The sequence below is a fragment of the Bacillus sp. SD088 genome, from assembly GCF_017355205.1.
In the GTDB taxonomy this organism is placed as follows: domain Bacteria; phylum Bacillota; class Bacilli; order Bacillales; family Bacillaceae_C; genus Lederbergia.
In genome coordinates this window covers 107164-122965 of record NZ_JADIJK010000008.1, presented here as the reverse complement: position 1 = coordinate 122965, position 15802 = coordinate 107164, and the positions used below count along the sequence as shown (strand labels likewise).

At 37.7% G+C, this 15802-nt stretch carries 11 protein-coding genes; 1 reads left to right on the top strand and 10 read right to left on the bottom strand.

From position 1 onward, the window contains the following. Positions 1 to 656: 656 nt before the first annotated feature. From IPU53_RS09295 to IPU53_RS09250, 10 genes are all read right to left on the bottom strand, one after another. Entirely contained in the window at positions 657 to 2258 is a 1602-nt protein-coding gene (locus tag IPU53_RS09295; protein ID WP_207450083.1) for an extracellular solute-binding protein, read from the bottom strand. 22 nt (positions 2259 to 2280) lie between these two features. Continuing rightward, a complete protein-coding gene (locus tag IPU53_RS09290) occupies positions 2281 to 3174 on the bottom strand; it encodes a carbohydrate ABC transporter permease (RefSeq protein WP_207450081.1) in 894 nt (297 codons plus the stop codon). A gap of 207 nt (positions 3175 to 3381) precedes the next feature. Further along, positions 3382 to 3627, bottom strand: coding sequence for a hypothetical protein (locus IPU53_RS09285; protein WP_207450079.1), 246 nt, complete (start codon positions 3625 to 3627; stop codon positions 3382 to 3384). Positions 3628 to 3723: 96 nt separating this feature from the next. Next, complete coding sequence (locus IPU53_RS09280) at positions 3724 to 5061, bottom strand: ABC transporter substrate-binding protein (protein WP_207450077.1); 1338 nt, start codon at positions 5059 to 5061, stop codon at positions 3724 to 3726. Between the two features lie 217 nt (positions 5062 to 5278). Next, a complete protein-coding gene (locus IPU53_RS09275) occupies positions 5279 to 6772 on the bottom strand; it encodes a LamG-like jellyroll fold domain-containing protein (RefSeq protein WP_207450075.1) in 1494 nt (497 codons plus the stop codon). 15 nt (positions 6773 to 6787) lie between these two features. Further along, entirely contained in the window at positions 6788 to 7765 is a 978-nt protein-coding gene (locus IPU53_RS09270) for an ABC transporter permease (RefSeq protein ID WP_207450073.1), read from the bottom strand. 203 nt (positions 7766 to 7968) lie between these two features. Further along, positions 7969 to 10692 carry a sensor histidine kinase gene (locus IPU53_RS09265; protein ID WP_207450071.1) on the bottom strand — a complete coding sequence of 908 codons (2724 nt, stop codon included), beginning with the start codon at positions 10690 to 10692 and terminating at the stop codon, positions 7969 to 7971. Between the two features lie 15 nt (positions 10693 to 10707). Beyond that, on the bottom strand, positions 10708 to 11463 hold the full coding sequence (locus IPU53_RS09260; RefSeq protein WP_207450069.1) for a response regulator transcription factor: 756 nt from the start codon (positions 11461 to 11463) through the stop codon (positions 10708 to 10710). Positions 11464 to 11947: 484 nt separating this feature from the next. Beyond that, positions 11948 to 12904 carry an FAD-binding protein gene (locus tag IPU53_RS09255; RefSeq protein WP_207450067.1) on the bottom strand — a complete coding sequence of 319 codons (957 nt, stop codon included), beginning with the start codon at positions 12902 to 12904 and terminating at the stop codon, positions 11948 to 11950. Positions 12905 to 13137: 233 nt separating this feature from the next. Then, complete coding sequence (locus tag IPU53_RS09250; RefSeq protein WP_207450065.1) at positions 13138 to 13275, bottom strand: hypothetical protein; 138 nt, start codon at positions 13273 to 13275, stop codon at positions 13138 to 13140. 956 nt (positions 13276 to 14231) lie between these two features. Here IPU53_RS09250 and IPU53_RS09245 point away from each other — a divergent pair. Then, positions 14232 to 15782, top strand: a complete 1551-nt coding sequence (locus IPU53_RS09245) for a spore germination protein (protein ID WP_207450063.1) — start codon at positions 14232 to 14234, stop codon at positions 15780 to 15782. Positions 15783 to 15802: the final 20 nt, after the last annotated feature.

Genomic DNA, 15802 nt, shown 5'->3' with positions numbered 1-15802 from the left:
TCATTTTTTTACATGGATCCCTCGTTTTCTCCATCATGGTTAAAGGGGTCAGGTCCCATAGCCATCAAGTTAAGCAAATTTGTGTAACTGGAAAATCCTTACTATACTCTCTCTAATAGGAAAAAATATTAGAGAGGAGCTTGTTCTTCGATCAACGATAAAGAAACAAAAAGATTTATTGAAGAATTGAACAAAGTTTTTTCGAAAGACAACATCACTCAATTGGCTGAGGATAAAGGATTTAAGCAGCGTGATACAAAGTTTAAACCAGCGTACTTTTTATTGTTTTGTCCCTTTTTGGGTGATTCAATGTTGGGTCTCGCATCCATCGGGACAATTAATAGGGGAAAGCCAGTGCATCATTCAGGCGTGAACGACGTACCAGTCGCATTAGCAAATTCACTTTTTAAGTGGTATATGGAGCGAAATAATAAAACTCGTGTTGAGTAAAAGGGAAAGCATGTTTTGATATGACGCAATATCAAAACATGCTCTTCTTGAGACTATAAACGGATGCTCCTCTCAGTCGATGTAAATAAGCTTCTTGGCAAATAGCGCCTTAAAGGACCTGTCCCCAAATCAAACCTCCGGCACCCCGTCTCAATATTCTCTCGTATTTTCACCAAGGTCACGGCTTTTCGTTTTTTGATTCTGTTTTATTTTTCATCGAGATATTCTGGCCAAATATATTCTACACCTAATCGTTCTTTCGCTTCCTTGAATTTTTTATTTCGGTAGTCATATAATTCCTTAAACCCGAGATTGTCTTGATTTTTGATCAATTCTTCATATAGTTTCTCTGCCTCTTCTTCAGATTCAGCAAGAATCATTTCGGCGGTCATTTTTTCCGTATAATCATCCACTTTCGCTTTTATAGCGGACTCGGGTGTCCCCCCCTCAACAATAGCCCCTTCTAATGCTAATGCATCATAAGTAAATTCGTTAAAATATTCAGGCCCTTCTGTTGAATATTCATCAAATGGATTCGTTGGTTCAGGCATAGTTCTAGTAACTGGAAGTATGTCTACAAACCAAGTAAAATTACCTAATCCATATTTTAATTCTGCCTTATTATAATCTTCATCGACTTCTTTCTGAACATCCGGTAAATACTCCACTTTACCATCTTGATTATAATCCCAAGTGATTCCCTTCGGACCATACCATGCATTTAATGACATTTCTTCAGATGTCATAAATTCGAAGAATTTCACAATTTCCTCTTTATACGGTGAGTTTGCGTTAATAGAAGTCATAGTCCAACCCGAAAGAGAGTTCGGTAGAATGTGCCAATCTCCCGAAAAATCATCTCCTTTTATTGGACCAATATGTGTAAGTTTTGCATGGGGATCACTCTCTGTCAAAGCTTTTGTCTTTGTCATCACTCGGTGTCCAGTAAACGCAAAGATGGCTCCTGCCGAAATCTTTTCCCCGATTTGATCCTCTGTTAAAGTAACAGCTTCTTCTGGCATTAATCCTTCTCTATAAAGTTCATTTAAAAATGTAATAGCTTCCAAATCAGACTCGGGTCTTGTGATTAAATTTCCTTCTTCATCTTCCCTCTTTCCACCACCAAAAAACTGACTAATATCTGCAGTAGAAAAATAAGCAGGCATCACTGTAAATCCGTTGTATTCAATATTAGCATCCTTTACTTTCTTTAAAGCTGTAATCGTACCTTCTTTTGTTTCAAAATCTTTCTTTGTAATTCCCAATTGATCCATAATATCAGCTCTAGCGTACATCGCTGTATGGGTTTCAAGTTGATCCTCTGCTTGAAGTTCCTCCGGAGGATAAAAGTAATTTACATAGCCATAAAAATGGCCGTCTTCATTACGGAACCACTCCTGCATCGATTGCGGTATTTTATAGTCGGGGGCATATTCCTTAATTAATTCATCTAAAGGGGCAAGCATTCCCGAATTCTCAAGCATTTTTCTTTGTGGAGAACTATGGGCAACAGTAACCATATCGGGCAGTTGATTCCCTGCAATCAGTGCACTTAGTTTCTCCTCATTCCCCGTTGTAATTTTGAATTTTACTCCCGTTTGTTCGGTTATATACTTATCCAATGCAGTATTAATGTCATCCCATTGCTTACTATACCAATCAAATGCTATAAACCATTCGACTTCGATTGGCTTTTCACTCTCATCCTTATTATTGCCTTTACTTACCTCTATTGACTCTGATTTACATCCGGACAAAGCAGTGGCGAGTACGAGTAAAAATAGCATGCATCCTATTATTTTTTTCATCTGAATTCCTCCCTTATGTGGTTTATCCTTTAATCGAACCTATTAATACACCTTTCACAAAATATTTTTGTAAAAATGGATACACGATAATAATCGGTATGGAGGTTGCGATCATCATGGCCAACTTTAAAGTTTCTGGACTAATTTGTTTGGCTTGTTCTGGTATATTCGCTGCAGCCGCTCCTCCAACAGAACGGGCAAAATCAGCATCTGTTACAATTCTCATTAAGAATAACTGGATGGTTTGTAGATCAGGTGAATTGGTAAACATCATGGAATCGAAATATGTATTCCAATGAGCCACACCATTAAAAAGCGCAATGGCGGCTAATACTGGTTTCGATAATGGCATAATCAGTTGAAAAAAAATACGGTACTCACCCGCCCCATCCATTTTGGCTGATTCGATAAGAGTATCAGGAATGCCCCTAAAAAAACTCATCATAATAATCATGTTCCATACGCTAAATAACGAAGGAATGATATACACCCAAAATGTATCTAGTAAATGAAGGTCCCTGTATAGTAGGTAAGTAGGAATCAACCCTCCGGAAAAGAACATTGTGATCAACATGATCATCATGTACAGCCCTTTAAACCTCAAATATTTCCTAGACATGGCGTATGCCGTAATCCCCGTAAATAAAACGGAGCTTAACGTCCCGATCAAAGTCCTTGCAATCGTAATAAAATAAGCTTGATAAATAGAGGAATCGACAAATACCGCTTTATAATTAGACCATGTAAATAACCTTGGCCAGAAATACACTCCCCCTCGTGAATAATCCAGTCCTTCATTAAATGACCCAACAATAGAGAACCAGAATGGGGCAAGGGTGACAATCATCACCACTAACATGATCGTTGTAACAAACGTATCGAAAATCCGGTCCGCCCTTGATTTAATTTTTATCATTTAACTTTCCCCTCCTCCCACATGCTTTTTATACGAAAATGATAGGCTTTAGCCCTTACTTACTTCATTCCTTGCAGTGTCTACCAAAACATGGGGATTAGCACCTGAATACAACTTTAACGTACTTCGAGTTAATCGCCTTTTTTCTATTTTTAACTAGCAATTAAACGGGCACTATGAATCCCATTGAAAGGAAGTGTCACTTTATTACAGCATCGTTTCATGATGAATGTGAAAATCAACTAGGACAGCCGCATGATCAGATGGATAACGAACCGGATGTATTTCAATGATCCCTGCCGACTGCGGTCTCAGCTTTGAACCGTGACGGTAAATAAAATCAATCCGATCAAAAATATACTTTTCTCTCTCCATCATCGACCAGGTAATCCCTGGATCAGCAACCGAATCGGGATGTATTTCTCGATACGTATCGTTATACCCTTCCTCCATTAATTCAAGTGACTAAGGAAACGGAAATACATACCCGTTATGTCTATCCTTCGTGGCTTCTATCCAATTGGATTTGAACATGGCTCTAAAGTGGTACTACTGTTCCTGTTTCATGGCATCCTTAATCTTTGCTTCAGATTCCTCTTCCAGCACACGTAGAAAACTGGGAATGTCCATATCGGTTTCAACAAAATCTTTTAAACTCCCTTGAATATCTACATATTCATCCCATTTACTAATCTCCTTTGGTGGAAGCGCCATATCCCGGGAAAATACTTTTTCAAGATCTAATGCTTCAAATTTTTCAGAGGAAGAACCGTATTGAGCCCATGCTTTTGTATCAATTACAGCGGGTGGTTCAGCATAATTGGCCCCCAAAAAAGATTGATGCTCGGCTGATACATATTCAGAGATCACTTGAAATGCTTCATCCTGGTGTTCACTGTATTTATTAATGACATGCAAGGATGGGTTCACTGGTGGTGCCAATGGTTGATCTTCCCATACAGGGACTGGAACTACATCTATATTTTCTATGAAATCCGTATCGGGAATGCCCCATCTTGGGTAATCAATATATGTGATTAACATGGCTACAGTCCCTTGTGGGAACTCATAGTCGTCCTCTGCAGTGGAATCGTACAAACCAGGGATGTCAAAAATATCCCGCATTAAATTCATATACCGTTGCACTGCAGGCTCCTTCGTGATTCGCACCTCACCCGTCTTCGGATCGGTGAGGTTTACAGCAAACTCCAATAAAGGTACTAACGTATCGAAACTTGCGGCTGGCACCGAGCCCATTTCCAGACCACGGTATTGGTTTCCGTTCCTTTCAGCGGTTAATTTTCTCGCTAATTCAACCACTTCATCCCAGGTGATATTATCTGACGGATACGATTCTCCGAACAAATCGAACACTTCTTTATTGTAATATAGCGCATATCCTCCACCGGATATCGGCATACCGGGCATCTGTCCCTCTGAGCCAAGAGACCGTGCACCTGCCACCGCTGAAGGAAATAAGGTATCGAGGTCGAATTGATGTTTCTCAATCAATTGGTCGATGGGTTGAATCATATCCAATTGTTTTAAAGGTTCAATACCCCAGTTGGCTAAAATCACATCTGGAATAATTTTTTTGGCATTCAACTCTTGCAATGGTTCCAGTTGTGCTTGTGAATCTACAAGTTCTAGTTGAATATTCTCTAATTTTTCATCAATCGCTTTATACCTTTCTTCAAACGCATCTTCACCCCACGGATACAATATCTTGATGGTTACGATTTCATCTGTATGATTTACCTCCGAATTTCCATCGTTTTTTCCTTTCTTGCTTTCAGCTTGGCCCTGTTTCGAATTGCAGGCGGTTAAGGCGAATACAAACATGATTCCCAATACCAAAAAAATGAAGTTTCTTATTAATTTTGTCACGACTTATCCCCACTTCCTGAATCAATTATTTCGAATTTCCTAAATTATAACTAAACAAAAATTCATTGATTGTACAAATGCAAATCCAAACTTTTCTTAATTGCCTTCCAACGATTTTTTTGGGAAGACCTAATATTAGATTCGTTTCCTTTATTTCACGATTTAACTGGCAATTAAACAGGCACTATGAATCCCATTGAAAGAAAGCGTCACTTTATTACGGCATCGTTTCCTGATGAATGCGAAAATCAACTAGGACAGCCGCATGATCAGATGGATAACGAACCGGATGTATTTCAATGGTCTTTGCCGACTGCGGTCTCAGCCTTGAACCGTGACGATAAATAAAATCAATCCGGTCAAAAATATACTCTTCCATCTCCACCATCGACCAAGTAACCCCTGGATCAGCAACCGGATTGGGATGTATTTCCCGATACGTATCGTTATACCCTTTCTCCGTTAATTCAAGTGACTGAGGAAACGGAAATACATACCCGTTATGCCTATCCTTCGTGGCTTCTATCCAATCCAGATGAGAACCACTGTTGAAATCTCCAGCCAGTAGCAATGGCTCTTGATCTGACTTTTCGGCTAATGGTTCTAAGCTTTTCATAATTTTTCGTAATTCCGTTATCCGCCTCTGCTCCCCTTCAAGCAATTGCTCATCCGTAAGGTCGGCTTGTTGCTGCAAGTCATGCGCATAATCGCTCAAATAATGCAACCAAATGGAAAATGCATTCACGTATAAGTCTTGATTCAATCGAATCCGCACGCCACCACAGTGGAAAGCTTCAAAGTATGGATACGTCTCCATAATCGGATAACGACTCATAATCGATATATTGTGACTTCTTAAGTAAAAATAATAGCCAAGCGCATCAGCAATAATTGGTCCAGAACCATATGTCTCTTGCATCAGAATCACATCTGCACCACTTTCTTTAATCACATCAATAATACGTTGAACACCGATTTCTGCACCCATCTCACGGCCACCATCCCATATATTAAACGTCATTACTTTCAGGTCAGGCGTTCGTTTTTCGGGTACTGGTTTCACCGATCGATGCAATGAATAGCGTTTCCGTATCTCTTCAACCGTAAGGGACCGATCATCGATCCATACCTCATCAATCAATCCTGGAAAAGACATAGTACCGTGGTCAGTCCTTGCATCTCCACCAACACAAAGCTGTTCAGCTTGTTTCCAATATTGATCGGAGTTTAACGAAACACTGTAGATTCCGACGTTCACTCCGTCATAATAAAGACGAATTTCTTGTTGGCCAGCACAATAAGTAAAGGAAAGAAAATGCCATTTTTCATCACGAATCGGTTGCCGAAAAACGGTCGGTTCATACATATACGTTTCTTTTTCTGTTAGCTGCCAATACCATGCTCCATTCGTTTGAACACCTATTTTCCAACCTGTTCGGTCCGCCTCATCATGATCATGTGTTGCTGTGATCACATCAAACGAGTAAGAGCTTAAACCACTGATGCTATCCCCTTTCACCCATACACTTACGGTAAAATTATTTAAATACCCTTTTAATGGGTTCGCGAAAGAGAGCGACTCTCGTATCGGTTTAGCCATACTTAAATCAAGGGCTTGTCCGTTTATCCCTTCTACTTTTCTAGCCTTTGCACCTGCGTAATCAATACGCCAACGTGGCGCTTCTACAAAATTTTCACTTTGTCTAGACATGTCGATCCTCCCCATTCAAAATAGACTATTATCGGTCACTTTTTTAGAAAAGTAATTGGCCAAGACCAATAAAATCACGGCAACTACTGATTTAGTTAACCCGACCGCGGTCGAATAGGAATAGCGCATTTGCTGCAACCCTGTTTTATATACGTAAGTATCGAGTGTTTCACTAGTCGATAAATTCAACGGATTTTGTAATACTAATATTTGCTCGATCCCCGTATTTAACATTGCACTTATAGCAAAAATGAACATGATAATGACTGTGCCCATAATGCTAGGTATAGTAATATAACGTATTTTTTTGAACCTACTCGCTCCGTCCATTGTGGCAGCTTCATACAGTTGTTGATCCACTCCTGCTATGGCGGCTATATAAATAATCGCTCCCCACCCAAGTCCTTTAAGCATTTCGCTGCCTACAAGAATAAACCAAAAATAATGATCTTTTCCAATAAAATTAATGGCTTCATCAACAATATCTAACTGAAGTAAAATATAGTTCAAAATTCCATTTGTAGGTGAAAGTATCGTTAAAATTAAACCACCAAAGATCACCCATGATACAAAATGAGGCAAATAAGAAATAGATTGCACAAGACTTTTAAAGCGCTTATTCGTCACCTCATTTAATAGTAAGGCAAAAATGATCGGTGCCGGAAATCCAATTAATAGATTCAGTCCATTAATAACAAGCGTATTTCTTAACACATTCCCCAATAATGGGTCATTAAAGAATTCTTTAAAATGAATGAACCCTGCCCACGGTGAACCATTCACTCCTTGGAATAGATCGTAATCCTTAAAGGCAATAATAATTCCGTACATCGGGATATAAGCAAAAACAATTAAAAAAATGATCGAAGGAAGCACCATTGATTGAATTTCTAATTGCGCTTTCATATTAAACCAATTGAATTTATGTTTCCTTTTTTTGAGTGGAATAGATGGTATAGTCGGAAATTTCTCTTGCAAATTTTTCACCTCCATATCAAAATCACCTATGTGTTGTGATTCAATCGTACTAAAACGCACGTCGGTAAAGTTTAAATATATATGGAAGCCCTTGCACTATTTTAAGATATTTAAGCAGATGAATCCCCGATCGTAAGCCACACAGCAAAAAACATCCGCAAGTATTGTGCGGATGTTTTTTGCTGTGTGAAGACCTGGGACTTCTAGTATGATGTTGACTATTGTTCTGCTGGGATAGTGATTCTTACCTCGGTATATTTCCCATGTTCACTTTCAATGAATAAGCCATATCGAGTTCCATAATGCAACTGAATTCGACTATTTACATTGCAAAGTCCTACCTTATCGCCAGATGGAGATGCTAATTGTTTTTTTATTTCCATTAATCGATCCTGATCGATCCCGATCGCATCATCTCTTATTGTAAACTCAATCGTCTTTGCTTTGACCTGACAAGTAATTTCAATCGTTACATGTTTTGTCGTCAGCTTGGCTCCATGTTGAATTGAATTTTCAATAACCGGTTGGAGTATAAGCTTTAACGTTTTAAATTTCAACGCATTTTCATCTACATTCCATACGCAGCAAAAATTATCAAAACGAGACGACATAATCGTAGCGTATGTTTTGGTATATGCGATCTCCTCTTGAATCTCTATTGTAGATTGCTCCCGATTTGTAATAAAACGAAATAACTTGCTTAGCGAATGGATCATTTTAATTGATTTCTCAGTTTCTTGTGCTTCAACTAAATACATTAAATTTTCAAGTGTATTATAAAGAAAATGTGGTTTTATCTGTGACTGCAACGCATTGATCTGTAATTCCCGTTTCTCATATTTTAAACGCGTCCGCTCTTTATTAGACTCAATGGTTTGATGGATTAATTTATCCATTTTGTCCATCATCTTCTTAAAATTACGACTTAATAAATCGATCTCATGAATGCCAGATAACCCCTCCGCTACGGAATAATGTGATCCTTTTAAGTCAAAAGCATTAAACAATCTGTTCAACTGACCTAAAGGCTTCAACAATCGTTTAGAAATCCAATAAGAAACAATGACAATCAATACAACAATAACGAACACAAGATAAAGATCATTGACAAATAATTGATTCACTTTCTGACGGATATCCGAATCAATATATTTTGATGTCAATATCCAATCTACACCACTTATTTTTGTAGAAAAGGAAAGAGTCTGACTTTGATTATCCATTTTGGTACCGATTTTGCTTGCATCATGATGCGAAACAAAATTCGCCTGATTATCTACAATGAATGTGTCAAAATTTAGTTCCTTTATATTCGAATACGATTCAACCAAATTACTCTGTTCAAGTTCTGTCGTGATAAAGCCAATCTTTTTCGAAAAATCATTTACAGAGAAAATTGGCATCGCTAACAGGATCGTGACATGATCAAAACGATCTTTTTCCACAAAATAGTTTATGTTCCGATTAGATTCTAGAAGGGTTTTATAAAAATTGGAATCCAAATGAGGATCTACGTGTGAATCTGTCGCATAGTCTAACTTATTTGACATGTTATAGACACCTATATGCTGTTCCTTCATCCCCATTGTTTGGGAAATATGAGCGAACTCACGCTCTCTTTCTTTATGAGGAGAATGATTGATCCGGGTTTGAATACTAGGGTCAAGAGACAAGTGAGAGAGGCTCACCTGATATTGCTGTATTTCACGATTGATTATATGAGCCAGCCTTTCATGTGTCATATGCATACTTGCTTGCACATCCTTGGCAACAAGTTTAGAAGTTTGCCAATAGTACATACACAAAAATAATAAAAGCGGCAATAAAATAGAAATTAAAAAATAGAAAAAGAAACGTTCGAACAAACTGAACTTTAATGGTTTATGTTCGCCATCACGAAACGAATCTCTTTTCTTATGATGGACTCGGTTTTGAATTCTTTGTAGTAATCGATATAGTGGCCGAAGGATTCGCATCGAGATGATCGTTGAACTGGTCATCGTAATCGTGACTGTAAATAATAAAATAGAAACGATAATTTTCCACATTTGTTGTATTTGATCTTGATAAAAATGAGTTTTCTCTGAATAGACAAGTTTAAAATTGGAATAAGGGATACTTGTTGCGTACATTTCCACATCCTTATTGCGAAAAACTAAGTTATCTACGTTTTTTTGGGATGATGCAAATTGACTGAGAATCACTTCGTTTACTTTTTTTCCTTTAAAAAGCAGCTTGTCCTTTGCATCAAATAAAGCAATATGATCGGCATAAAAAATATGCTTGGACAACGCTTGCGGTTGGATAAATACAAGAACACTCCCGTAATTTTTTCCATCGGATGTACCCACATTTGCTCCGAAAAACATTTTATCATTCAGATCTTGAAAAATATATGTATGATTGTGGGTTCTTTTGTAAAGATCCGAATATTCTATGTTACGATTTGCTTCACCAATGGATACAAAGTAATTATAATTCTTTACTTCTTCCTTCATCTGCATTCCATTATAAATAGAATCAACTTCCTTCTGATTGGAACTGTATTGCGCATCTGGTGTCACAATGACGATATTTTCAATTAAAGGATTCTCCTGTTGCACAGAAATAAGATTACTTTGCAAATTTTGTAATGCATTGTATCTTTCCATGGAACCCAGTTGTTTATTTTCAATATCCTTTAACGATTGGATCACAGATTCATTCGAATTTAAATTATCGATTTTATGAAATAGGTCTTCAAAATACGTTTGCAATTCTCTGGAAATATGATCTACTTTTACTTGAATCGATGTCTGTCTCTGCTCTTCAATAAATTTTTTTGTCTTCATATAAGCGTTCATACTCAAAGCAATGAGTAAAATGATCACAATGCTGAATGAAATTATCAATAGAAAATGTTGAAATGACAGTTTCCTTTTCAAATTGAACTGTTTCCCCATAATGACCTCCTGTACTTATGACCGCAAAAATTGCTTTTTATATTGTAAAGGAGATACGTTCTTAATCTTTTTAAATACTCTATTAAAATAGGACTCGCTTTGAAAACCAACTAAGTGACTGATATCTTTCATTCTGTAATCACCTTGTCGCAACAATTCTGTAGCCTTTTCTACTCGCACATTATTGACATAATCCACAAAATTTTGTCCCGTTTCCTCTTTAAAAATAGCACTAAAATAAGCAGGATGAAGAAAAAGTATTTGCGATATTTCTAACAATGTAACTTTTTCTTGATAATGATCTTTTACGTACTCTTTTGCGCTTACAACATAGTGGGTCTCTTGAGAAACTGACAAATCAACTTTATTTTCAGTGAATTCACGGTTCCCTTCTTCTTGAATGAGTTCGTTCTTGAGTTTATGAAATACATCTAAGAATTCGGTTTTACTGACAGGTTTTAATAGGTAGCCTTTTACACCGTATTGAATAGCTGCTTGAGCATACGCAAAGTCGTCATAAGCACTTAGGATAATTACCTTTGTGCTTGGAGAGAAGTCCTTTATTTCCCTAGCCAATTCTATTCCTGTCATATTAGGCATCAACACATCTGTTAGAACTGCATGAGGACGATGACGTCTCACAATGTCAATTGCTTCCATTCCATTTTCAGCTGAACCGATCACTTCAAAACCAATATCACGCCATGGAAAGAATTGAGTTAGGCGCTCTCTAATATTTTTTTCATCATCAACAATTAATACTTTATACATGTTTTATTCCATCCTTTTTTGTCTACCCTTCTTAACATAAATGACTCACCGCCCAATCATTTAGTAATAAACTGTTGCGCTCCATTGTCCTGTTGGCAAGACACAGGGGATGGAGCATTCAAATTTTGTACGCGGAGTATGAAAAACTACCTTGAGGCATTTGCTAGTTTTATTATAAGGAAGCAGAGAGCATTGACAGCTGTGACCAATATCTAATCTTAAACCTTGCCAAACCTGATTGAAGAATTAGAGCAACATGGAGTAGATATTTGGACGTCATCCGGCCATCCACTAAGCAAAAGGTGAAATTTTTGATGTTTCGGCCTGATGACAAAAATTGAAATGGGAACGTCACAAAAGTTTAAGTGATTTCTGTGACGTTTCATTCAGGGTTTTCCAAACCATTGAATAGGTATTCTTTGTTTTTCTACTCGTGCAAGAGGATATGGGGATTTTACCATTTTTTTACCATCCCCCCTTTTCTTCAGTGGCATAGTAAAGGGGATATCTTTGCACGCATCTCCCCAATGACCTGCAATGACTCCATAGCATATTCCCGAGGAATCAGATACTCCGATTGCAACTCGCTTCCGCTGCTTGGCATAAAATCAAGACGAAAGTGAGGCAAGCGATCAAACCAAGTGCCATCCACTCCCATTTGTTCTGTACAGTTAATGCTCTCTATTCCTTGAATAGGGTGAGCATTGGCTTTTGCTGGTAATGCACCATATAGCTCTGACCTTACGGATGATTTGTCAGCTGATAATTGCTTCAGCCACACCTGGTTAATGGTATCCTGTTTCCAATCCGTAAACAAACTAACACTGTAAGCACTTGAGAAGATTTCATCTAAATGTCCTGGCAATTGGGCAAATGGCAGATGTTCATACACATATTGACTCACTTGATAACTAGGGATCACAGCTAATGTCAACTCAATAATGACACCTAATGCCCCCAAATGAACGGCCGCCCCTTGCCACTCTTCGCGGTTCTTGTCTTGAGAAAACTCTACGGTCTCTCCATTGGCTGTGACAACCTTCATCGCTCTTACGCTACTAGACAAACACTGATTCTGATCACCAGATCCGTGGGTCGCTGTCGCACAAGCGCCTGCAACCGAAATATGCGGTAAAGAAGCCAAATTAGGTAAAGCAAAACCACGCTCCTCAAGATATGAACTTAACTCCCCATACCTCATCCCACCTTCGATCGTGACCGTTTGCTTCTCTTTATCAAAGTCTAGTACACGATTTAGATTCCCTAAAGAGAGAATAGTATCATCTGAATCCGCAATATTATTAAAAGAATGACGCGAGCCTACGACCCGGACATGTGTTGCTTCTTTGACAATCTGTTGAATTTCTTCTACACTACTTGGCTCATGCCAATGCTTTGCTTGATAGATGAGATTTCCCGCCCAATTTTTTTGGTGATTCATAGTCTCAACTCCTATAAAAAGAATACTTTGATCGATGAATATAAAATGAGAAGTGCTAAAGCACTTCTCCTACGACTACTACTATTAGATGGTGGTCCCCATCTCTACAATATACAGTTACTTGTTTCATTCTATCATACTTTTTTGAAAGCGGATACTTGAAAACAAGAATACATTTTGCCTTCTAAATATATAGCGAATAAAAGTTTATTCTTCTAAACTTATTATTTGACCTACTCCTCTTCCATTTGAGTACAAACGTTCTCTTCGTCCTCTTCTTGAAGAATTTGTAAATACGCATTTAAATCCTTAACTGAATTCACATAATTAATACCAGCCATTGGAATCACCCCATCATCATACTTCGGCATTTTGGCCAGGCCTAAGTATCTTTTATAAGCCTCTGATTGGATAATCAACACTTCGTTGGTTTCGGAATCGATGGAATTCTAGCTAAATTGTGCATAAACATCATAAGTCGTATCTCGGACTAAGCGATGATACTGAATCCCATCCCTTTCTTAAGTTAGATCTTTAGCAAGTTCTGTTACTTCTTGCCATGTCATTCCGTCTGTAAGATAGTCATAGCCAAGTATATCAAATGCGTCTTTATCATAATGAAAGGAATAAGTTGGAGTGTCATGGGAATAACGACGAGCCCACCTTCTTGCTCTAAGGTTTGTTCCGCGCAAATTCAATAAATGAAGATTTAAAGTGCTCTAAATCAAAACCTGCTTCTTCAATTAATTCACTCATATCATACTCCAATTCATATCTTGCCAAATGACCTGTATGACTAATCGCCCCATCGTCACAATATCTGGAACCTTTCCTTTAGCAATTAAATCTTCAAGAGTCTCTGGATAATCGGTCCCTGCATCATATACATCTATGTTAATATATGGGGATTTTTCTTCAATATATTGATGTAGCTGTTACCCCACTCAAACTGAATATTGCATTTGCTAAACCAAGTATAATCGGAAGTCTTCTTCTCTATAACAATACATGCCAAATGATTGATCCCTTTTACCGCCCATTGCTGTATAGGCCTCAATAAGATCCTGACTCAGCATCATGGAGTGCAGATTCAATTTGTCTCCCAATAAATGGTCCAGTGCAGATCACAATTTGATAATATCACCGTAAACAAATAGAAATAAAGAAGATTTGATGTCTAAAATAGACAATTGAATTGAGTTAAACAAGTACTTGTTATTTTTTTAAAGCTATATTGTATGTGAGAATCATGGAATAAATTTTAAAATTGAGTGAGATACTACCGAGAAGATGTCACATGTTTAAACCATAAGAAGGTGGGATTCTTATGTTTAATCGAAAAAAATTTAATAAACGAAATAAAGAACGGCAGATTGATAAAGAGGTTTTAAAACCTCTTTATTCTAATTTGGAGAAAAATGCAGAAGTACTAAATTTTCTTTATAAAGATTGCTCAGATGTTGTTTTCCGTTCATTTGTAATTGCTGATCATATAAAGGCTCAATTAGTTTACATAAAAGGTATGTCAAATATTGAAGAAATAGACAGTAATGTATTAACACCGCTTATGCAACAAACCGATCAGAAATCTATAAATCCCAGATTATTGATTGAACACAGACTGTCTGTTGCCGAGATAAAAAAGATTGAATCCTTTGACACCTGTGTTGAACAATTATCCGTTGGTAATCCTATTTTATTACTAGATGGTGACCAACAAGGATATGCACTGGGATTGGCTAAATGGGAGAAGCGTGCCATTGAAGAACCGTCTGGTGAGGTGGTGGTTAGAGGGCCTCGTGAAGGATTTACGGAGAGTGTAGAGGTAAATACTTCTTTGCTGCGAAGAAAGATTAAAAGTCCTCAACTAAAAATGAAATCATTAAAAGTGGGTAGGTACACACAAACCACAATTATGATAACTTATATCCAAGATTTATCAGATGAAACGCTGATTGAAGAAATCACTCAGCGTATTAAACGAATTGACATTGATGGAATTTTAGAATCGGGATACATAGAAGAATTAATCCAAGACAATTCTTACTCTCCGTTTCCACAAGTGCTTGTTACAGAGCGACCTGATACAGCAGTTTCTAATTTGCTTGAAGGACGTGTGGTCATTGTTGTTGATGGTACACCCTTTGTTTTGATTGCTCCAACCACATTCTATTCCTTATTTCAATCTGGAGAAGATTATTATCATCATTTCATAATATCTACGGCAACCCGCTGGTTACGTTTTTTATTTTTATTTATTTCTCTCCTGTTACCATCTTTGTATGTTGCTGTGATTACCTATCACCAAGAGATGGTACCGACTACATTATTGCTTACCATGGTCGATTCACGCGAGGCAATTCCATTTCCTGCGCTGGTGGAAGCTTTGCTTATGGAAATTACATTTGAAGGGTTGCGGGAAGCAGGACTTAGACTTCCTAAACAAGTAGGTGCTGCCGTTAGTATTGTAGGAGCATTGGTTATTGGCCAAGCAGCGGTAGCTGCTGGTTTAGTCTCAGATCCCATGGTCATGGTTGTTGCCCTTACTGGTATCGCTTCCTTTACAATTCCACGTTACAATATTGCTATTCCTTTCAGATTATTACGTTTTCCAATTATGTTACTGGCGGGAACGTTCGGGCTGCTAGGCATCATGATGGGACTTTTGGCTATTATAATACATCTGAGTACGTTACGTTCTTTTGGTGTGCCTTATCTCTCTCCAATGGCTCCATTGAAAAGAAGAGATCTGAAAGATACTTTAATACGGGCTCCTTTATGGAAATTAAATACGCGCCCCCATTTAACGGGAGAATATAATAAATATCGTCAATCTTCTAACCAAAAGCCTTTCCCTAATAAAAATGAGGAAGAGTGACATAGAGGTGGTGAAATAAA

Bases quoted from the DNA above. Each gene is read 5' to 3' on its own strand.
- IPU53_RS09295 (WP_207450083.1), bottom strand. From the start codon at position 2,258: ATGAAAAAAATAATAGGATGCATGCTATTTTTACTCGTACTCGCCACT.
- IPU53_RS09290 (WP_207450081.1), bottom strand. From the start codon at position 3,174: ATGATAAAAATTAAATCAAGGGCGGACCGGATTTTCGATACGTTTGTT.
- IPU53_RS09285 (WP_207450079.1), bottom strand. From the start codon at position 3,627: ATGGAGGAAGGGTATAACGATACGTATCGAGAAATACATCCCGATTCG.
- IPU53_RS09275 (WP_207450075.1), bottom strand. From the start codon at position 6,772: ATGTCTAGACAAAGTGAAAATTTTGTAGAAGCGCCACGTTGGCGTATT.
- IPU53_RS09270 (WP_207450073.1), bottom strand. From the start codon at position 7,765: ATGGAGGTGAAAAATTTGCAAGAGAAATTTCCGACTATACCATCTATT.
- IPU53_RS09265 (WP_207450071.1), bottom strand. From the start codon at position 10,692: ATGGGGAAACAGTTCAATTTGAAAAGGAAACTGTCATTTCAACATTTT.
- IPU53_RS09260 (WP_207450069.1), bottom strand. From the start codon at position 11,463: ATGTATAAAGTATTAATTGTTGATGATGAAAAAAATATTAGAGAGCGC.
- IPU53_RS09255 (WP_207450067.1), bottom strand. From the start codon at position 12,904: ATGAATCACCAAAAAAATTGGGCGGGAAATCTCATCTATCAAGCAAAG.
- IPU53_RS09250 (WP_207450065.1), bottom strand. From the start codon at position 13,275: ATGCCGAAGTATGATGATGGGGTGATTCCAATGGCTGGTATTAATTAT.
- IPU53_RS09245 (WP_207450063.1), top strand. From the start codon at position 14,232: ATGTTTAATCGAAAAAAATTTAATAAACGAAATAAAGAACGGCAGATT.